The 19,287-nt window shown below is 69.2% G+C and carries 13 protein-coding genes and 1 tRNA gene; 8 read left to right on the top strand and 6 right to left on the bottom strand.

The window, feature by feature from the left end; genetic code table 11:
• Positions 1–54: 54 nt before the first annotated feature.
• Complete coding sequence (locus tag ACIBK1_RS29150) at positions 55–642, bottom strand: 50S ribosomal protein L25/general stress protein Ctc (protein ID WP_030507644.1); 588 nt, start codon at positions 640–642, stop codon at positions 55–57.
• Between the two features lie 412 nt (positions 643–1,054).
• On the opposite strand from ACIBK1_RS29150, the gene trpS reads away from it, so the two are divergent.
• A complete protein-coding gene (gene trpS, locus ACIBK1_RS29145) occupies positions 1,055–2,134 on the top strand; it encodes a tryptophan--tRNA ligase (protein ID WP_396738900.1) in 1,080 nt (359 codons plus the stop codon).
• 71 nt (positions 2,135–2,205) lie between these two features.
• Here the strand turns inward: trpS and ACIBK1_RS29140 are convergent, their stop codons facing one another.
• From ACIBK1_RS29140 to ACIBK1_RS29130, 3 genes are all read right to left on the bottom strand, one after another.
• Entirely contained in the window at positions 2,206–3,183 is a 978-nt protein-coding gene (locus ACIBK1_RS29140; RefSeq protein ID WP_030507646.1) for a ribose-phosphate diphosphokinase, read from the bottom strand.
• Between the two features lie 298 nt (positions 3,184–3,481).
• Positions 3,482–4,951: a bifunctional UDP-N-acetylglucosamine diphosphorylase/glucosamine-1-phosphate N-acetyltransferase GlmU gene (gene glmU, locus ACIBK1_RS29135; RefSeq protein ID WP_396738898.1), complete on the bottom strand. Its 1,470-nt coding sequence runs from the start codon at positions 4,949–4,951 to the stop codon at positions 3,482–3,484.
• 182 nt (positions 4,952–5,133) lie between these two features.
• Positions 5,134–5,204, bottom strand: a tRNA-Gln gene (locus ACIBK1_RS29130).
• A gap of 463 nt (positions 5,205–5,667) precedes the next feature.
• Here ACIBK1_RS29130 and ACIBK1_RS29125 point away from each other — a divergent pair.
• The 4 genes from ACIBK1_RS29125 to ACIBK1_RS29110 all read left to right on the top strand — a co-directional run bounded on the left by ACIBK1_RS29125 (position 5,668) and on the right by ACIBK1_RS29110 (position 11,304).
• Entirely contained in the window at positions 5,668–6,606 is a 939-nt protein-coding gene (locus ACIBK1_RS29125) for an acyl-CoA desaturase (protein WP_030507648.1), read from the top strand.
• 310 nt (positions 6,607–6,916) lie between these two features.
• A complete protein-coding gene (locus ACIBK1_RS29120) occupies positions 6,917–7,936 on the top strand; it encodes a TetR/AcrR family transcriptional regulator (protein WP_081903483.1) in 1,020 nt (339 codons plus the stop codon).
• A gap of 318 nt (positions 7,937–8,254) precedes the next feature.
• A complete protein-coding gene (locus tag ACIBK1_RS29115) occupies positions 8,255–10,351 on the top strand; it encodes an RNA degradosome polyphosphate kinase (protein WP_030507650.1) in 2,097 nt (698 codons plus the stop codon).
• 23 nt (positions 10,352–10,374) lie between these two features.
• Positions 10,375–11,304 carry an NUDIX hydrolase gene (locus ACIBK1_RS29110; RefSeq protein ID WP_396738895.1) on the top strand — a complete coding sequence of 310 codons (930 nt, stop codon included), beginning with the start codon at positions 10,375–10,377 and terminating at the stop codon, positions 11,302–11,304.
• A gap of 12 nt (positions 11,305–11,316) precedes the next feature.
• Here ACIBK1_RS29110 and ACIBK1_RS29105 read toward each other — a convergent pair whose 3' ends face one another.
• Positions 11,317–12,774, bottom strand: a complete 1,458-nt coding sequence (locus ACIBK1_RS29105; RefSeq protein ID WP_396738893.1) for a CYTH and CHAD domain-containing protein — start codon at positions 12,772–12,774, stop codon at positions 11,317–11,319.
• A 59-nt stretch (positions 12,775–12,833) separates the two neighbouring features.
• On the bottom strand, positions 12,834–13,592 hold the full coding sequence (locus tag ACIBK1_RS29100; RefSeq protein WP_231513852.1) for a trans-aconitate 2-methyltransferase: 759 nt from the start codon (positions 13,590–13,592) through the stop codon (positions 12,834–12,836).
• Between the two features lie 83 nt (positions 13,593–13,675).
• On the opposite strand from ACIBK1_RS29100, the gene ACIBK1_RS29095 reads away from it, so the two are divergent.
• From ACIBK1_RS29095 to ACIBK1_RS29085, 3 genes are all read left to right on the top strand, one after another.
• Entirely contained in the window at positions 13,676–14,200 is a 525-nt protein-coding gene (locus ACIBK1_RS29095) for a MarR family winged helix-turn-helix transcriptional regulator (RefSeq protein WP_030507654.1), read from the top strand.
• Between the two features lie 502 nt (positions 14,201–14,702).
• On the top strand, positions 14,703–16,412 hold the full coding sequence (locus tag ACIBK1_RS29090) for a trypsin-like serine peptidase (protein ID WP_396738891.1): 1,710 nt from the start codon (positions 14,703–14,705) through the stop codon (positions 16,410–16,412).
• A 1,637-nt stretch (positions 16,413–18,049) separates the two neighbouring features.
• Positions 18,050–19,287: trypsin-like serine peptidase (locus ACIBK1_RS29085; RefSeq protein ID WP_396738889.1), on the top strand; the 1,238-nt coding region annotated here is incomplete at its 3' end.

The raw sequence follows: 19,287 nt of genomic DNA, 5'->3' as shown, positions 1-19,287 counted from the left end.
CATGGAAGAGTCCTCCACAGGCATTCTGTGGAGGACTCTCTCACGAACGGGGTCCTACTCGGCGGCGGCCTCACCCTCGGCGGCCTCGCCCTCGGGCAGCTCGGCGACGGGGGCGCCGATCACCTGCAGCACCAGGGCCTCGGGGTCGCCCGCCAGCGTGGTGCCGGTCGGCAGGTTCAGGTCGCTCGCGTGCACCGTGAAGCCGGCGTCCTTGCCGTCCACGTCGACCTCGACGCCGGTCGGGATGTGGGTCGCCTCGGTCTCGACCGAGATCGTGACGAGCTGCTGCTCGACGATGGCGCTGCCGATCGGGTCGCCGGTGACGGTGACCGGGATCTCGACGGTGACCGTCTCGCCGCGCTTGACCAGCAGCAGGTCGACGTGCTCCAGGAAGCCCTTGATCGGGTCACGCTGGACGCCCTTGGGCAGCGCGATCTCGTCGACGCCCTCGCCCTGCAGGCGGATGAGCACGTTGGGCGTGCGCAGCGCGAGCAGCAGTTCGTGGCCGGGGAGGGTCAGGTGCTTGGTGTCGGTGCCGTGGCCGTAGAGGACGGCGGGGACCTTGTTCGCCCGGCGGATCTTGCGGGCGGCGCCCTTGCCGAACTCGTTGCGAAGCTCGGCGGCGATGCGTACTTCGGACACGGCACATCTCCTAGGGATGATTCGATCGGATTGGCGCGCTCCCCCTCACCCGCCCTAGCGGAAGGCGTTACGAGCGCAACCCCACCACCCTACCGTGTGTCGTGCCGGAGTCACGCCGTGAGTGTCGTGCCGGAGTCACGCCGTGAGTGTCGTGCCGGAGTCACGCCGTCAGTGTCGTGCCGGGGGCGCGCAATGAACACTTCCCGCGTCGCGGCGGGGGCTCCCCCGGTCCGCGGCCGGCCGTTACACTGGCCGCGTGATTCGTACGTTGTGTCAGGGCTGGTGGCGCTCCACGTAGGAGCGGCCATCTCACACGCGTACGACCGGGCCGTTCGGATGGACGGCCCTTTTTCGTGCTCCCTGGACGAGGGGTCGCCGTCGGGACGGCGGACCATCTGCCAAGGGAGAAACCATGACCACGATTCTCGACGCCGTTCCGGACGACGACGAGCTCGGTGTGCCGGCCGCCCGGCTCCGCAGCGCCGAGCTGGAGAGACAGATCCATGAGCGGCCGGGACGGTTCCGCGCGCTGACCGGGGACCGCCCGACCGGCCGGCTGCACCTGGGGCACTACTTCGGCACCCTGCACAACCGCGTCCGCCTCCAGAACCTGGGCGTGGACATGATGGTGCTCGTCGCGGACTACCAGGTCCTGACCGACCGCGACGTCGCCGACCGGCTGGCCGAGCACGTGGAGGACCTGGTGCTCGACTACCTGGCCGTGGGCGTCGACCCGGACCGGGCCACGGTTTTCACGCACAGTGCGGTCCCCGCGCTGAACCAGCTGCTGCTGCCGTTCCTCAGCCTGGTCTCCGTCGCGGAGCTGGGGCGCAACCCCACGGTCAAGGACGAGATCGCCCATTCGACCCAGTCGGCGGTGAGCGGGCTGATGTTCACCTATCCGGTCCACCAGGCCGCCGACATCCTGTTCTGCAAGGCCGGCCTCGTGCCGGTCGGCCAGGACCAGCTGCCTCACCTGGAGGTCGCCCGCACCGTCGCGCGCCGCTTCAACAGCCGCTACGGTCCGGTGTTCCCCGAGCCGGAGGCGCTGCTGTCCGCGGCCCCGCTGCTGCTCGGCACCGACGGAGGCAAGATGAGCAAGAGCCGGGGCAATGCCATCGCCCTGGCCGCGACCGCCGACGAGACCGCGCGGATGATCCGCGGCGCCAAGACCGACGCGGACCGCCACATCACGTACGACCCGGTGGCCCGGCCCGAGGTCTCCAGCCTCGTCCTCCTGGCCGCGCTGTGCCTGGACCGCGACCCGCACGAGGTGGCCGGAGAGATCGGCGGCCGAGGAGCGGCCGCGCTGAAGGCCGTCGTCACCGACGCGGTCAACGACTACTTCGCGCCCATCCGGGCGCGGCGCGCCGAGCTGGCCCTGGATCGCGCCCACATCCGCCGGGTGCTTCGCGACGGCAACGAGTGGGCCAACGCCATCGCCGACGACACCCTCAAGGAGGTGCGGGAGGCGATGAAGGCGCTCTACTGAAGAGAAGATCCTCTGCTGAAGGGTGCGGGCCCCCGTCCCGGCCGGCCGACCGGGACGGGGGCCCGCACCGCTCAGCTGTCGCCTTCGAAGAGGCTGGTGACCGAGCCGTCGGTGAAGACCTGCTCGATGGCCCGGGCGATCAGCGGGGCGATCGACAGGACCGTGAGGCTGTCGAACCTCTTCTCCTCCGGGATGGGCAGCGTGTTGGTCACGACCACCTCGGAGATGCGGGAGTTCTTGAGCCGGTCCACGGCCGGGTCGGAGAAGATGGCGTGCGTGGCGGCCACGATGACATCGGTCGCGCCGTGCTCGTACAGCGCGTCGGCCGCCTTGCAGATCGAGCCGCCCGTGTCGATCATGTCGTCGATCAGCACGCAGGTCCTGCCGCGCACCTTGCCGACCACCTCGTGCACCTTCACCTGGTTGGCCACGTCGAGGTCGCGCCGCTTGTGGATGAACGCCACCGGCGTGCCCAGGGTGTCGGACCAGCGCTCGGCCAGCCGTACGCGGCCGGTGTCGGGAGAGACGATCGTGGTGGTCGCCGGGTCGAGCTTGCCGCGCAGATAGTTGATCAGAACCGGCAGGGCGAACAGGTGGTCCACCGGACCGTCGAAGAAGCCCTGGATCTGCGAGGTGTGCAGGTCGATGGACATCATGCGGTCGGCGCCGGCCTGCTTGAACAGGTCGGCCATCAGCCTGGCGGTGATCGGCTCGCGGCCGCGGCCCTTCTTGTCCTGCCGGCTGTAGCCGTAGAACGGCATGATCACGGTGACCCGTTTGGCGGAGGCCCGCTTGAGCGCGTCCACCATGATCAACTGCTCCATGATCCACTGATTGATCGGCGCGGTGTGGCTCTGCATGACGAAGGCGTCGCAGCCGCGCACGGACTCCAGGTAGCGCACGTAGATCTCGCCGTTGGCGAAGTCACGCAGCGCCGTCGGCGTGATCTCGACGCCGAGGGCGTTCGCGACCTCGTCGGCCAGCTCGGGGTGGGACCTGCCGGAGAAGAACATCAGGTTCCGCTCACCGGTCGTCTTCTTGCCGCTCATGCCGCGCTCCTCGCGTGTCGAGCCTGTTCGCCGTACCGGGCATGGTGCTGGGGCCGAGCCGGCCGTAACGCCGTCCCCCCGCGTCGCCCGGGGCCCTCGAACCCCTTCACCCGGTCGATGTGGTCGGTCACGGTGTCCTCCTGGCCTGGCCCTTCGGCGCTACGCGGTGAGACCGCGCCTCGTACTCTTTCCTGTCCCCGTACGGCCCGCGGGGAAGCGGGCCGCAGGTGGTCCTCATCGCCGGCCCTGGTCACCGGCACTGGTTACCAGCACTGGTTACCGGCACCAGCCGTCGGCACTAGTCATCGGCGGGGTTCCCGCCGTTCGCCGCGGCCTCCTCGCGGGCTTCGCTCGCCCGCCGGGCGGCCTCCGCGGACCGGGTGCCGGCGCGGCGGCGCTCCACCCAGCCCTCGATGTTGCGCTGTTTGCCGCGGGCGACCGCCATCGCCCCGGGCGGCACGTCGGACGTGATCACCGAGCCGGCGGCCGTATAGGCGCCGTCGCCGATGGTGACCGGTGCGACGAGCATGTTGTCGCTGCCCACGCGCACGTGGTCGCCCACGACCGTGTGGTGCTTGGCGACACCGTCGTAGTTGACGAAGACGCAGGCGGCGCCGATGTTCGAGCCGACCCCGATCGTCGCGTCGCCGACGTACGTCAGGTGCGGGATCTTGGAGCCCTCGCCGATCCGCGCGTTCTTGGTCTCGACGAACGCGCCGATCTTGCCCTTGGGGCCGAGCACGGTGCCGGGGCGCAGGTAGGAGAAGGGGCCCACGACGGCGCCGGGGCCGATCTCCGCGCCGTCGGAGACGGTGTTGCGCACGACGGCCTCCTCGCCGACGACCGTGTCGGTCAGCGTGCTGCCCGGCCCGACCTCGGCTCCCGCCCCGATCCTCGTGGCGCCCTTGAGCTGGGTGCCGGGGTGGATCACGGCGTCGGGCTCCATCTCGACCCCGGCGTCGACCCACGTGCTGGCCGGATCGACAACGGTCACCCCGGCGCGCATGTGCGCCTGGAGGATGCGGTCGTTGAGCACGCGCCGCACGAAGGCGAGCTGGACGCGGTCGTTGACGCCCTCGACCTCGGCGTGGTCGCCCGCCACGTGCGCGCCCACCCGGTGGCCGTCCTCGCGGAGGATGGCCAGCACGTCGGTCAGGTACTCCTCGCCCTGGGCGTTGGCGGCGCCGATGCGCTTCAGGCCCTCGGCCAGCAACGCGCCGTCGAAGGCGTACACGCCGGAGTTCATCTCGGCGATCGCGCGCTGCTCGGGGGTCGCGTCCTTCTCCTCGACGATCTCCAGCACCGCGCCGTCCTCGTCGCGCACGATCCGGCCGTAGCCGGTCGGGTCGGGGACGACGGCGGTCAGCACCGTGACGGCGTTGCCGTCCGCGGCATGCCGTTCCAGCAGGGCCGCCAGGGTCTCGGTGCGCAGCAACGGCGTGTCGCCGTACGTCACCAGGACGGTGCCGTCGAACGGGCCCTCGGCTTCGAGCGCGGTGCGCACGGCGTGGCCGGTGCCGTTCTGCTTCTCCTGGACGACCGTGCGGGCGTCCGCGGCGCTCGTCGTGAGATGGGCGGCGACCAGCTCACGCGCATGCCCGATGACCACGATCAGCCGCTCGGGCGACAGGCCGCGCGCGGCGGCCAGCATGTGGTCGACGAGCGCTCGGCCGCAGACCTCGTGGAGGACTTTGGGGTTCTTCGATTTCATCCGGGTGCCCTCGCCCGCGGCGAGGACGATCACGGCTGCCGGGCGCGGCACACTCACGGATTGAGGCTCCCTCGGCGTCGCGGCTCACTACACGGATCGTGACTGTACGAATCGAGGGCGGCTTCCCACGCGTCCACTACCCAGGAACCGCACGGTCACCCGCTCGACAAGGTGAGCTTACCTGCCGTACCCCAGGAGGGAACCAGCCCCCCTGGGGCTCTGACGGCCTGATGAACAGGCTCCCGGGGGAGGATTCGAACCTCCGTTGACAGAACCAAAATCTGTAGTCTTGCCCCTAGACGACCCGGGATGGGCGCAAAGTGCCGTTTTGCCGGATTCCGACAGCCCCGGAATCCGCACTCAGGATACAGAGCCGTCCCCCCGGCGCGCGCCCCCAAAATCCGGCGCGAGGAAATCGTCACAGCAGGCGCAAGAACGCCAGGACGTCCCGCGACGAGCAGGCCACGCCCCCCCCCCCCCCCGTCCCGCCCCGCGCCAGCGGACTCGCGCACGCGCGAAGCACGGCGGCCGGGGATGTTACCTAGAGGACATTCCGGGCAGATCGCCGTCGACGCCGCGGCATCGGCGACGCGGCCGGAAGCGAGCACGAGGCATTACCAGATGGCCGACCGTTGGTGCAAGGCGTGGATTCGCCACCAGATGCGGCCCGGACCGTCACCTTCCACACATTCGCTCTTAGGGATTCCTAACCTACGATGGCGTAGGTTACGGTTCCGTAGCCAGACATTCTTCCCCATCTCGTGAGGTAGCCCATGACCGTCCTGACCGAACGTCCCTCACCACAGCCGAAGCCGGAGTTCGAACCGGAAGGCAAGAGCAAAGCCGATCTGGTCGTCTTCGCGCTCGTCGTCGGCCTTCCGATCCTCGCAGTCATCGCCGCGGTGCCCTTGCTCTGGGGATGGGGCCTGGGCTGGACGGACGTCGCGATCGCCGGCGTCTTCTACGTCGTGTCCGGCTTGGGGGTCACGGTCGGGTTCCACCGCTATTTCACACACGGCTCGTTCAAGGCCAACCGGCGTCTGAAGATCGCCCTCGGGATCGCCGGCAGCCTGTCGCTGGAGATGTCCGTGCTGGACTGGGTGGCCGCCCACCGCAAGCACCACAAGTTCTCCGACAAGGAGGGCGACCCCCACTCGCCGTGGCGGTTCGGGCCAGGCTTCAAGTCGATGTGCAAGGGCCTGCTGTACGCCCACGTGGGCTGGCTCTTCGAGGTCGAGCGCGTCAACCGCGCCAAGTACGCCCCGGACCTGCTCAAGGACCCGGACATCATGAAGCTGCACCGGTGGTTCCCGACGCTGGCGATCACCTCCCTGCTGCTCCCGCCGGTCCTGGGCGGCCTCATCACCTGGTCGTGGCAGGGCGCGCTGACCGCGTTCTTCTGGGGCACGCTGATCCGGATCGGGCTGCTGCACCACGTGACCTGGTCGATCAACTCCATCTGCCACGTGTTCGGCGAGGAGGTGTTCGAGTCGCGCGACAAGTCCCGCAACGTGTGGTGGCTGGCCATCCCGTCGTTCGGCGAGTCGTGGCACAACCTGCACCACTCCGACCCCACCTGCGCCCGGCACGGCGCCCTGAAGGGCCAGATCGACCTCAGCGCGGGTATGATCCGCTGGTTCGAGAAGGCCGGATGGGCCTACGACGTGCGCTGGCCGACCCCCGAGCGGCTGGCGGCGAAGCGAATTGCCTGACGATTCAGTCAGCGCTGACGGCAGGGCCGCTCCGCGGAACGCGGCGGCCCTGTCCCTCACACCGACGTCCCTAACGCCGACGTCCCACACATCGACGTCTCTCACGCCGACGTCCCACAAACCGACGTCCCCCGCAGCAGCGGTGCCCTCTTCTCCGGAAGCGCGCGCCACACCCGCCCTCCCGGCACCGGCCAGACGCGGCACTCGTACGGCCCCCGCCTCCGCGGTGGTCGTACCGGCGCGTCCGGCTACTTCCGCCAAGCAGAGGCGAACCGGCCCGAACCGGGTCCGGGCCGCCACACCCGCCATGATGGAACCCGTGAGCGAGTCCTCTCGATCCCGAAGACGCATGACCGGCGCGGAACGGCGCGAGCAGCTGATCCAGGTCGGTCGTGCCCTGTTCGCGGACAAGGGCTTCGACGGCACCTCGGTCGAGGAGATCGCGGCCAGCGCCAAGGTGTCCAAGCCCGTGGTGTACGAGCACTTCGGCGGCAAGGAGGGCATCTACGCCGTCGTCATCGACCGGGAGATGCAGCGCCTGCTCAGCCTGGTCACCCAGGCCCTGTCGGCCTCTCATGCCCGCATCAAGCTGGAGCGGGCCGCCCTCGCCCTCCTCCAGTACATCGAGGAGAGCAGCGAGGGCTTCCGCATCCTGGTCCGCGACTCCCACGCCGCCTCGGGCACGGGCACCTTCGCCAGCCTGATCAGCGACATCGCCAGCCAGGTGGAGGACGTGCTGGCCGACGAGTTCAAGGAGCGCGGCTACGACCCCAAGCTCGCGCCGATGTACGCCCAGATGCTCGTGGGGATGACCGCCCTCACCGGACAGTGGTGGCTGGAGGTGCGCAAGCCGCGCCGCGAGGAGGTCGCCGCCCACCTGGTGAACCTGTCCTGGAACGGCCTGACCGGCCTCGATTCCAATCCCATGCTCACCGCCGCGACGCGCGGCCTGGTCCTGTCCCCCGCCGTGGAGACCCGTACGGCGAGACCCGGCGAGCGCGAGTCGAAGGAGCAGGAGAAGCTCCGCCGCGAGCAGGAGAAGACGCGCGAGCGCGAGCAGCGCGAACGCGCCAAGCAGCTCGAACGCCAGCAGCGCGATCTGGAGAAGGCCAAGGAACGCGAGCAGCGCGAACGGGCCAAGGAGCTCGAACGGCAGATGAAGGAGCAGGAGAAGCTCCGCCGTGAGCAGGAGAAGGCGCAGGAGCGCGAGCAGCGCGAACGCGCGAAGGAAGTCGAACGCCAGCAGCGCGAGCGGGCCAAGGAACTGGAACGCCTGCAGCGCGAGCGGACCAAGGGACTCGACCGCCAGCAGCAGCACGGGGAGATCTGACCCTCCCGCCGGCGGCCCGCGGGGCGGTCGCCGGGCGGCGCGCCGGCAACACGTGGGGCGTGCGCGGGGGATCAGGAGCGCGGGAGGCGCGGCCCCGAGCACGCGGAAGGCGTCCAGGGTGCGTGCACAAGGCATCCAGGGTGCGCGCCTAAAGCGTCCAGGGTGCGCGCGGGCGGTCGCCGGACGGCAGCGCCGGGGCGTGCCGGGGCGTGCCGGAGGCGCGGGGATCAGGGACAACGCGGCTCGCGGAGCCGGTCTGACGCTTTCGTTGCGGTTAAGTTAACGTTCTGTTCAACGACTTGGGGCATATTTCGTTATATGTCCGCCCAAAGCTCCCCTGCCCATGAGCCCGAAGAGGCCGACCTCCCCGCGCACGCCCCGCTGCCCAACGAGCGCTTCCTCAATCGGGAGGAGAGCTGGCTCCTGTTCAACGAGCGCGTCCTGGAGCTGGCGGAGGACTCCTCGGTGCCGCTGCTCGAACGGCTCAGGTTCCTCGCCATCTTCGCGAGCAACCTGGACGAGTTCTTCCGTGTGCGGGTGGCCGGGCTCAAACGGCGGATGGCCACCGGCTTGCTCCTGCGGACGACGGGAGGGCTGAAGCCGAGCGAGGCGCTGTCGCGCATCGCGACCGTCGCCGACGAGCTCGCGCGCAGGCACGCGGCGATCTTCCACGATCGCATCTGCCCGGAGCTCGCCGAGCAGGGCATCGCGATAGTCCGCTGGGACGACCTCGCGAGGGACGAGCGGACGGCGCTGCGCAAGCTCTTCCGTGAGCGGATCCGGCCGGTCCTGACGCCGCTGGCCGTTGATCCGGCCCACCCGTTCCCGTACATCTCGGGTCTTTCGCTGAACCTGGCCGTGACCGTGCGGAACCCGGAGGACGGCCACACGGTGTTCGCGCGGGTGAAGGTCCCCTCGCAGCTCCCCCGGTTCGTGACCGCCTCGCCCAACCGGTTCGTCCCGCTTGAGGATGTGATCGCGGCCCACCTGGGCGAGCTGTTCAAGGGCATGCAGATCGTGCAGCACCACGTGTTCCGGGTGACCAGGAACGAGGACCTGGAGGTCGACGAGGACGTCACCGAGAACCTCATGAAGGCGCTGGAACGCGAGCTGCTGCGCCGCCGCTTCGGGCCGCCGGTGCGGCTGGAGGTCGAGGACACCATCACCCCCCAGGTGCTGGAACTGCTCGTGGACGAGCTCGGAGTGTCCGACAACGAGATCTACCGCCTGCCCGGGCCGCTCGACTTAACGGGGCTGCACGCCATCGCCGACCTCGACCGCCCGGAGCTCCACTACCGGCCGTTCGTCCCGGCGGAGGCGATCAGCGCCGAGGACGACCTGTTCACCGTTCTGCGCGAGCGCGACATCCTCATCCACCACCCGTACGACTCGTTCGCCACGAGCGTGCAGCGGTTCGTGGAGGAGGCGGCGGCCGATCCGGACGTGCTGGCGATCAAGCAGACCCTCTATCGCACCAGCGGCGACTCGCCCATCGTGGACGCGCTGATCGACGCGGCCGAGGCGGGCAAGCAGGTCGTGGTCGTGGTGGAGATCAAGGCGAGGTTCGACGAGCACGCGAACATCTCCTGGGCGCGCAAGCTGGAGACGGCCGGGTGCCACGTGGTCTACGGCGTGCTCGGCCTCAAGACGCACAGCAAGCTGTCGATGGTGGTCCGCCAGGAGGCGGGCGGCGAGCTGCGGCGCTACTGCCACATCGGCACCGGCAACTACAACCCGAAGACGGCCCGGCAATATGAGGACTTCGGCCTGCTGACCGCCGATCCGCAGGTGGGCGAGGACGTCACCGACCTGTTCATCCATCTGACCGGCTACTCCCGCCAGTCCGAGTATCGCCGGCTGCTGGTCGCGCCCAACTCGCTGCGCCAGGGCCTGCTCGCCCGGATCGAGCAGGAGATCGTCCATCGCGAAGCGGGCCGCCAGGCCCGGATCCGGATCAAGACCAATTCGATCGTGGATGAGCCGATCATCGACGCGCTGTATCGCGCCTCGCAGGCGGGGGTGCCGGTGGACCTGTGGGTTCGCGGCATCTGCACCCTCCGCCCCGGCGTTCCCGGCCTGTCGGAGAACATCCGCGTACGCAGCGTGCTCGGCCGTTTCCTCGAACACTCCCGGGTGTACGAGTTCGGCGGAGGGCGCCGATCGGAGATCTGGATCGGCAGCGCCGACCTGATGCGCCGCAACCTGGACCGGCGGGTCGAGGCGCTGGTCAAGGTCACCAGCCCGCAGCAGCGCCGGTATCTGTCCGACCTGCTCGACCTGGCGTTCCGCGACACCACCACCGCCTGGACGCTGCACTCCGACGGCAAGTGGCTGCGTCACCGGGGCGAGGTCGATCTCCAGCACCACCTGATCGCGGGGAGGCGCTGGCGGACCGTGGACGACGTGACGGACTGACGGCCGAGGGCAGGGTCAGAGGTATGGCCACGGGCATGATCAGGGCGGCCGGCGCGGTCGTCTGGCGCGGGAACGAGGACGACCCGGAGGTCGCTCTCGTGCACCGCCCGGCGTACGGCGACTGGAGCCTCCCCAAGGGAAAGCTCAAGCGCGGCGAGCACGTGATCGCGGGAGCCCTGCGCGAGGTGCGGGAGGAGACCGGCCTGCGGGTCGTGCTCGGCCGTGCGCTGCCGCCCGTGCACTACATGCACGGCGGCCGGCTCAAGCGGGTGGACTACTGGCTCGCCCACGCTCTCGACGACCAGGTCGCGGTCGACGGCGACGAGGTCGACGAGGTGGCGTGGCTGCCGATCGAGGAGGCACGGCGGCGCCTCACCTACGCGTGGGACCGCGGCCTGCTGCGCGCCGCCGGCGCCGCTCCCTTCGCGACCACGCCGCTGATCCTGCTGCGGCACGCGCTGGCTGGCTCCCGGCAGGAGTGGAAGGGCGACGACGACCTGCGCCCGCTGGACGAGCGCGGCCGCGCCCAGGCCGAGGTCCTGGCCACGGTGCTGGGGGCCTACCGCCCGGCCGTGCTGGTCAGCTCGCACAGCAGGCGCTGCACGCAGACGCTCAAGCCGTACGCCGAGCGGCACGGGCTGGAGGTGCGGGAGGAGACGGCGCTGTCGGAGAGCGGCTACGACCCGCGCGAGGCGGAGCGGCTGGTGCGCGATCTGTCGGCCGCGCCCGAGCCGGCGGTGCTGTGCAGCCACGGCAAGATCCTGCCCGAGCTGCTGGGCATGGCGGGCGGGGCGCTGCGCGGCGTGCGGACGGCCGACCGCACCCTCGCCAAGGGCGGCTTCGCCGTACTCCACCGGGCGGCGGACCACACGGGCGCCGTCGACAACAACGTGGACGACGTGGACGACGACGCGGCCGAGCACGTGCTAAGCCTTGAGCGCTACACCACCTAACCCCCCGCGTGATCAGGAGAGGCGGGACCAGACGGCGGGGAACTCCTCCTGGGCCCGGGCCGCCTCGGCGCTCTCGATGCCCGCGAGCACTCCGTAGGTGAAGGTGTCCTCCCCCGCCTGCCGAGCCCTTTCCGCCTCCTCCAGCAGCACGCCCTGGGCGACCACGCCGTCCTGGTGCCGTCCCAGCACCTCCTGCACCTCCGTGGCACGCTCGGCCGCGCCGGACATGCCGGCGGCCTCCGCCGTGTATCGGGCCCGCTTGGCCGCCTTGCGCACGTCGTGCATGGCCGCCTCCCGTTCCTCGCCCTCTTCGATGCGCCGCGCCGCCTCGTAGGCGTCGGTCACCCGCCGCCAGTTCCTGTCCACGATCTTGGGCAGCGCCTTATCCTCAGTCTTGGCCGCCGCGGCCGTCAGCGGCGGGTCGGCGGCCAGCGCGTCGAGGGAGTCGAGCAGCGCGAAGTAACGGCTCTCGCTCAGCGCGCGCCGGATGCGCTCGTACGCGTCGTGCTCCCTGGCCATCAGGTCGTCGCCCAGCCTGCGGCGCGCGTCGGCGGTGACGAGGCGGGGATCGAGGTCGTCGAGCCGGGCGGTGAAGCGCGCCCTGATGACCTCCAGGTCACGGGCCTCGCCCAGCACCTCGCCGAGCCACCTGAGCTCCTCCTGAAGGTCCTCGGTGCCGGCGACGATCCGCTTGAACGCCTTGAGCGCGCTGCGCAGGCGGCGGCAGGCGACTCTGGCCTTGTGGACGGCGTCCTCCTCGGCCAGGCGCACGTGCGGGTCCTGCGCGATCAGCGCGTCGGCGTGAGCGCGGAGGTAGGCGACGACGACCTCCCCGGCAGAACCGGGCTCGGGCCGGGTCCTCGGCTGCGGCGCGGGGACGCGGTCTCCGAGGACGCGCGCGAGTTTGCTCGCGCTGTCCGCGGGAGCGGCGCCGGCCTTGCGCAGCCGCTTGGCCACCTTTTTGAGGAGGTCGCGATCACCCTCCTTGAGCTCGGCCTCGACCTCGCGCCAGCGCCGCACCACCGGCTCGTCCCCGAGCACCGTGCCCTTCACGCGGTCGTCCGCGATCTCCACGAGCACCGTGCCGCCGGGACCGAGCAGCCGGGTGATTCCCCGGCGGGTCTCCAGCTGGGCCACCGGCGCGAGCGGGGCGCCCCGCGTGTACGCGAGGACGAGGCTCGCCAGCTCGGCGGGCACCACCTTGGCGCCGCGGGTGAGCGGCCGGGTGATCTCCTGACGGGCGCCCTTGGCCTTGGGCAGCTTGAGATGCCAGCCCTCGTCGTCCCCGCCGCGCCGCCGGCGCAGGGTGACGCCCCGAGCCGCCAGCCGCAGATCGGAGGTGTCGAAATAGACCGCGGTCAGCCGGTGGGACAGCGGCTCGGACACCCCCTCACACCCCGGCACACCGCCCAGGTCGGGCAGGGCGAAGCCCTCAGGAACGTCGAACTTGTCCTCGATCTCCAGCGCCACCGTTACCCCCGAATGTCCCGGTTGGCGTCATACTGCCACCCCAAGGTGAACGCAGACCCTCACAGGTGCGCGGCCACGAAGATCCGGCGGAACGGGAACGGCGTGCCGTACGGCCTGGGCGGGTAGGCGGCGCGCAGGGCCCGGGCGCAGTCGGCGAGGAAGCCCGCGTGGCGCTCGGGCGGCAGCCGGTCGAGCATGGGCCGCAGGGCCGTGCCCTTGATCCAGTGCAGCACGGCGTCCTCCCCCGGCAGGACGTGGACGTAGGTCGTCTCCCACGCGTCCACGGTGAAGCCGAGACCGGCGAGCAGGTCCACGTAGTCGGTCGGCTCCCCGACCGGCGCACCCCGCGGCACGTCGCCCAGCTCCTCCCGCCAGGTCGTACGGCACAGCTCGCGCACGACGGCGTGACTCGGCGCGTCGAAGTTGCCGGGCACCTGGAAGGCGAGCCAGCCGCCCTCGGTCAGGTGGCCCCTCCACCGGCGCAGCAGGTCGGGGTGTTCCGGGATCCACTGCAGGAGCGCGTTCGAGACGATCACGTCGACCGGCCGCGGCGGGTGCCACTCGCGGACGTCGGCCACCTCGAACGTCGGCCCGGCCGGCGCCTTGGCGATCATCGTGGGCGAGGAGTCGACGCCGTGCACCTGAGCGCCCGGCCATCGACCACACAAGGTCGCCGTGAGTTCCCCGGTGCCGCAGCCGAGATCGACGACATACTCGGGCGACCTGGCGCCCACCCGGGCCACGAGCTCGTGGAAGGGGCGGCCGCGCTCGGCCGCGTACCGCTCGTAGACCTCCGGATCCCAGATGTCCGCGCTCATGTCGGCACCTCCATTATCTTGACGTCGAGATAAATCGATATCGCGGGAGATATCTCGATGTCAAGAGAAGCTAGACTCGGCCCATGACCTTCTCGAGGCCCGTCGAGGACGAGGTGGACCGGCTGGTCGCGGCCTGGAGACAGGAGCGCCCGGACCTGGACGTCACGCCTCTCGAAGTGCTGAGCCGGGTCTCCCGGTTGAGCCGGCACCTGGAGCGCGAGCGCCGCGCGGCCTTCGCGTCGCACGACATGGAGTCGTGGGAGTTCGACGTGCTGACGGCCCTGCGCCGCGCGGGGGAGCCGTACGAGCTCAGCCCGGGCGCGCTGCTGCGCGCCACTCTGGTGACCTCCGGCACGATGACGAACCGCATCGACAGGCTGGCCGCCGCCGGACTGGTCATCCGGCGCCCGGATCCGGAGGACCGGCGCGGCGTGCTGGTGCGGCTGACCCCGGCCGGCATGCACCGCGTCGACGCCGCCTTCGCCGACCTGCTGCGCCGCGAACGCGAACTCCTCGCGGGCCTCGAACAGCACGAGCAGCAGGCCCTCGCCGCCCTGCTGCGCAGGCTTCTGATCCCCTTCGACGCCTCCGACGCGCCCGCCCACTGATCCGGCCGAGCCGTTGTCACCCCCGGTCAGAGCGGCAGGGAAGCCGAGGCTCGATGGCGTCGCCGTGGAGGCGGAAACCGGCCGGACTTCGGCCGGATTTGCGAACGACAATCGCCCCTATCAGGGCTAAGACCTGCCCATATTCGCTGTTTGTCGCTTTTGACGCTTTCGACGGCACTTCGAACGCCGCGTCAACCCGCTATTGACTCATTCACATCCGGCATAGATATGCCCATATAGATGTGATTTTCGTCACACGATTATGTTGGATCGGTCCAGCACCGGTCGCGGCCCGAGCCCGGGTGCAGGGTCTGTGATCAGCAGAGACGGGACCCGAACTGCCACGGTGGCCGGCTACCACACCGAGACGAAGACCCTGCGGGCATGGAGGGGAAACTCTGAAATTTCTGTTTTCAGAGGGTTTCTCGTTATAACTTCCCACCGTTCCTTCACTGACGCATGGGGCGCAAGTGACGCCCCACGACAGACCAGGGAGATCCAGTTGAAGCGCACTCTCGCTCTCGGCGGGGTCGCGGCCGGCCTGCTGGCCTCCGCGGCGATCGCTGCCCCGGCTCACGCCGACCAAATCCCGTCCATCAACCTCGCCAAGACCAACCTCGCGGCGAAGGAAATCGCCGCGTTCTGGTTCGGTGAGGCGCGGGCCAACCTGATCAACGCCACGCCGTACGGCGTGGAGACCAAGATCTCCGCCAAGCACGTGTCGACCGGTGGCGCATCCGCCGACGACAAGGCCGGCGTTGTCGGGTCGAGCGGTGACCAGAAGGCCGCCAGCGGCAGCCTGAAGAACGTGAACCTGCCGAAGACCACCGGCAAGGTGTTCTTCATCGGCGCCGACCACAGGCCGCACTGGTGCTCGGCGACCGCCGTGCAGTCGCAGTACAAGAACCTGGTGGCGACCGCGGGTCACTGCGTGTACGACACCAAGTCCAACGCGACCACCCTCGACAAGTGGGTCTTCATCCCCGGCTACTACGAGGGCAAGACCCCCTGGGGCATCTACGTCGGCAAGACCGCTTACACGCACTACGACTACAGCGTGTACGAGGACGGCGACCGCGACTACGCGTTCGTCACGGTCTACAACGGCGTCCAGGTCACGGACGTGCGTTACGACAGGCCCGGCCGCGACGACCACCACGGCCGTAACGACCACCACGGGCGCGACGACCACGGCAAGTACCGTGACGGGCGTGGCCACGACGAGCACGGCTCGCACGTGGGGCCCGTCTCCGTCCGGCAGTTCCAGGCCCTGAACCGGGGCAGGGACCTCACCGGCAACGGTCCCTGGGCCAAGGGCACCGGCGCGCAGACCCACGAGATCAGCGAGCGCGAGTACCACAGCCGCTCGGACTCGTACGTCAGCCGTGACGGGAAGACCCTCTACTTCCGCAAGAAGGTCTGGGACCACGACGACCACAGCGGTCCGCGGCACGAGGACAAGCAGCTCACGCCGAAGGCCGCGCCCAGCGGCGAGAACAACCGCCTGGCGCCCACCGGGCCCCAGACGCCCCCCACGCACCCGGAGCCGCCGAAGCCGCCGCACCCGACCGCCACGGTCACGACGACCGCGACGGCCACCGTCACCGCGACCGCCACGGTCACGGCGACCGCGACCGTCACGGCGACCGCGACGGTCACCGCCACTCCCACCCACAGGCCGACGGGCAGGCCCGACCACGGGGCGAAGTACAAGTACTACGCCCGGACGTTCTGGGCGCAGAGCCGCGACGACCACCGGTCGCACGGCACCCTGAAGATCACGCTGAAGGACGTCGGCACCCTCGGGTCCAACGTCGGTGGTCAGGGTCTGGCCTACAACCAGAAGATCGGCACCTCGATCTTCATGTTCGGTTACCCGAGCGGGTCGCACCCGGACGGCAACTACGCCTTCACCGGCAAGACCCAGAAGTGGGCCTACGGCAAGACCTTCAAGGCGAGCGCCGCGGCCGTCAAGGGCGAGGAGCTCGTGGGCGTCAAGTCCTCCTTCACGGGCGAGGGCGCCATCGGCTCGTCCTGGCTGTACCGCTACAGCAACGCGAAGCGGCTCGGCTACCTCAACGGTGTGACCATCGGTGTCGCCGACACCGACGGCAACGGCCGCATCGACACCAGCATCTCGCCGTACTTCGACGGTGAGACGCTGGCCGTCTACAAGACCGCCGCGGCCAACTGGTCCGGCAAGATCGTCTGAGTCTCCGACTCCTGACGTTCAGGAGGGCCCGGCTGTCCGCAGCCGGGCCCTTTCCTTTTGCCCACTCAAGTTCCTTTTGTCCAGCAAAGGCGGCCACTCGCCCATCGGCGACGAGAGCGGGCAGCGCCCTGTTCGCATGGTCGCGACGGCCCGGCCGGAAGCCGCCGGCCGGCTGTCCTGCGGCATCGACATCGACATCGACCTCACCACGGCCGTGGAACCGCCGTTCCGTGCCGTCCTCCGTACCGTCCTCCGTGCCGTCCTCTGCGGCGTCCTCGGCCCCGCGTACGGGAACACGCCGCGACTGTCGCGGCGAACCACCCGCACGCCGCCGCCGCGACCGCGACGCTTCCAGTGCGCGCCCGTGGTGGAGCCAGCCGATCGCCGGTCGAGTTCGCGGAGCCACGGTGTCGGGGCTTACTCCGCACATCGGCATTACGGAACGCACTTCCTCGGGGTCAGGGTCACCCTTCCCGACGCCGCCGAGAGAGCCCAGGGAAAACCACCCGAACAAAGAGCGACGAGGTCACGGGAAATTCCACCGATCAAGAACAATCACCCCTGACCACAGGGTAAATCCAATTGCAGAGATCAACCGACGACAAGCGACGAGGAACCTCAGGAAAACGAGCAACGAGCCGGTATCGCCAACCTTCCCGGAGCCCACTCGCCAGCGCCTTGAATGAGATCACATCATGAACGGAAGAAAATCCGGGGGGTTCTCACTCCTCTTCTCCCACGCGGAGACTCATAGCTGCGGGAAGTCATCGAGGATAACCGTCCAAGGTAGGCCGAAACCAGACGGCTTATCGATCTACCTGGGGAAACATCACCAACCTCTGCCGTCGGCGCCCCGCCGAGGACCCGCGACGCTCGTCGCCCCACCCTCTCCGCGACGGGCGAGCGATCACCACAGAAACCCCCGAGAGAAATCTCCCACAATCGCGATGGACACCGCCCCGGAAACGCTTTCCAGCCGCGCCGAGAGCGCACGGTGCGAGCGATGCGGTGATTCCAGACAAGGTGCGGCGACTCCCGCACGCCTCTCTTCGACCACTCCGAAGGGCTCGGGAAATTTCGGACATCCGATCAGCTGGCTTACCGCCTGGTAACAACCCCTGCAGGAGGGCTCAGGAACCCTTCAGGAAGGCTCTCGCCGCATCGCGGCCACCACGTCGCGACGCCGTCCGGGCCCAGCGGAACCGGAGCCGGGCCGAGGCGACGCCCAGCGGTCCCGAGACGCTCACACCGCAGTGATCGGCGATCAACCTGCCCCTTCACGTTTCCTCTTGATCGTCGAGTCACACCCACTGGGCGGTTACACGGACCACGGTCCAGGCGAACGGGCAGACTCCGACGCAATCTGCCGGTCTTCCGGTTTCACTCAAACCTGTGATTTACGTCACATTGTCGGGTGACCGATCCAGTGCGCAGTGTCACGGATCTCGTCCCGCACAGCCGGTGATCAGCTCATTTTCAGCTTCCGTTCAGGAACGACCGTGAGCACCGGAGTTGGAGGCAATGCGCGAACCACCCAATTCGACTTACGTCACTCCAATTCGTCCTATAGCTTTCTCCCCGTTCCTCACTGACGGATGGGGCGCGAGTGACGCCTCACGACAGACCAGGAGAAAGTTATGAAGCGCACTCTCGCTCTGGGCGGGGTCGCGGCCGGCCTGCTGGCCTCCGCGGCGATCGCTGCCCCGGCTCACGCCGACTCGGTTCCGGCTGTGAACCTGGCCAACACCAACTTCGCGGCGCAGCAGGTCGCGGCGTTCTGGTACGGCCAGGCCAAGGCGAACCTGATCAACGCCACCCCGTACACGGTGGAGACCACGGTCCCCACCAAGCACGTGTCGACCGGTGGCGCGTCCGCCGACACCAAGGCCGGTGTCGTGGGCTCCAGCGGTGACCAGAAGGCTGCCACCGGCACCCTGAAGAACGTCAACCTGCCGAAGACCACCGGCAAGGTGTTCTTCATCGGCGCCGACGACAAGCCGCACTGGTGCTCGGCCACCTCGGTCCAGGGCCAGTACAAGAACCTGGTGGCGACCGCGGGTCACTGCGTGTACGACACCAAGTCCAACGCGACCACCCTCGACAAGTGGGTCTTCATCCCCGGCTACTACGAGGGCAAGACCCCCTGGGGCATCTACGTCGGCAAGACCGCTTACACGCACTACGACTACAGCGTGTACGAGGACGGCGACCGCGACTACGCGTTCGTCACGGTCTACAACGGCGTCATCCCCACCGAGAACGGCACCAGCGGTGGCAAGTACGCGTCGCGCGTCTACCACAACAAGTGGGACGCCTACCGGGCGAAGCGGAAGCTCCAGGCCGACAAGACCACGGGCTACTCCAAGCTCGAGGTCGTCGAGGTCAACAAGCTCTCGCGGTTCGGCAAGGACACGGCGGTCAGCGTCGCCGACTTCCAGGCCTGGAACAAGGGCAAGAACCTGACGGGCAACGGTCCCTGGACCTGGGGCACCAACGCGTCCGCGCCCAAGGAGATCTCCAAGAACGAGTACCAGTCCTGGAGGGACTCCTACGTCAGCAAGGACGGGAAGACCCTGTACTGGCGGACGAAGGTTCAGGCTCCGGCCGCCGCCGCCGCCGCGTCCGCGAGCCCGAGCCCCAGCGCCAGCGCGCAGGCCCAGGGCAACAGGTGGCACCCCAACAACCAGGGCCACTTCGAGTACAAGTACTACAGCCGGACGTTCACCGCGAAGGTCATCACGGGCTACCAGGTCGTCGGCCTGAAGCTGTCGATCGGCCTCAAGGACGTCGGCACGCTGGGCTCGAACGTCGGTGGTCAGGGTCTGGCCTACAACCAGAAGATCGGCACGGGCATCTTCGAGTTCGGTTACCCGAG

Origin of the sequence: Microbispora rosea (assembly GCF_044460045.1) — a bacterium.
Classification (GTDB): Bacteria; Actinomycetota; Actinomycetes; order Streptosporangiales; family Streptosporangiaceae; genus Microbispora; species Microbispora rosea.
Note: the sequence above shows the minus strand (reverse complement) of the source record. Positions and strands in the feature narration are given on the sequence as shown.

Bases quoted from the DNA above. Each gene is read 5' to 3' on its own strand.
- trpS (WP_396738900.1), top strand. From the start codon at position 1,055: ATGACCACGATTCTCGACGCCGTTCCGGACGACGACGAGCTCGGTGTG.
- ACIBK1_RS29140 (WP_030507646.1), bottom strand. From the start codon at position 3,183: ATGAGCGGCAAGAAGACGACCGGTGAGCGGAACCTGATGTTCTTCTCC.
- ACIBK1_RS29125 (WP_030507648.1), top strand. From the start codon at position 5,668: ATGACCGTCCTGACCGAACGTCCCTCACCACAGCCGAAGCCGGAGTTC.
- ACIBK1_RS29120 (WP_081903483.1), top strand. From the start codon at position 6,917: ATGGAACCCGTGAGCGAGTCCTCTCGATCCCGAAGACGCATGACCGGC.
- ACIBK1_RS29115 (WP_030507650.1), top strand. From the start codon at position 8,255: ATGTCCGCCCAAAGCTCCCCTGCCCATGAGCCCGAAGAGGCCGACCTC.
- ACIBK1_RS29110 (WP_396738895.1), top strand. From the start codon at position 10,375: ATGGCCACGGGCATGATCAGGGCGGCCGGCGCGGTCGTCTGGCGCGGG.
- ACIBK1_RS29100 (WP_231513852.1), bottom strand. From the start codon at position 13,592: ATGAGCGCGGACATCTGGGATCCGGAGGTCTACGAGCGGTACGCGGCC.
- ACIBK1_RS29095 (WP_030507654.1), top strand. From the start codon at position 13,676: ATGACCTTCTCGAGGCCCGTCGAGGACGAGGTGGACCGGCTGGTCGCG.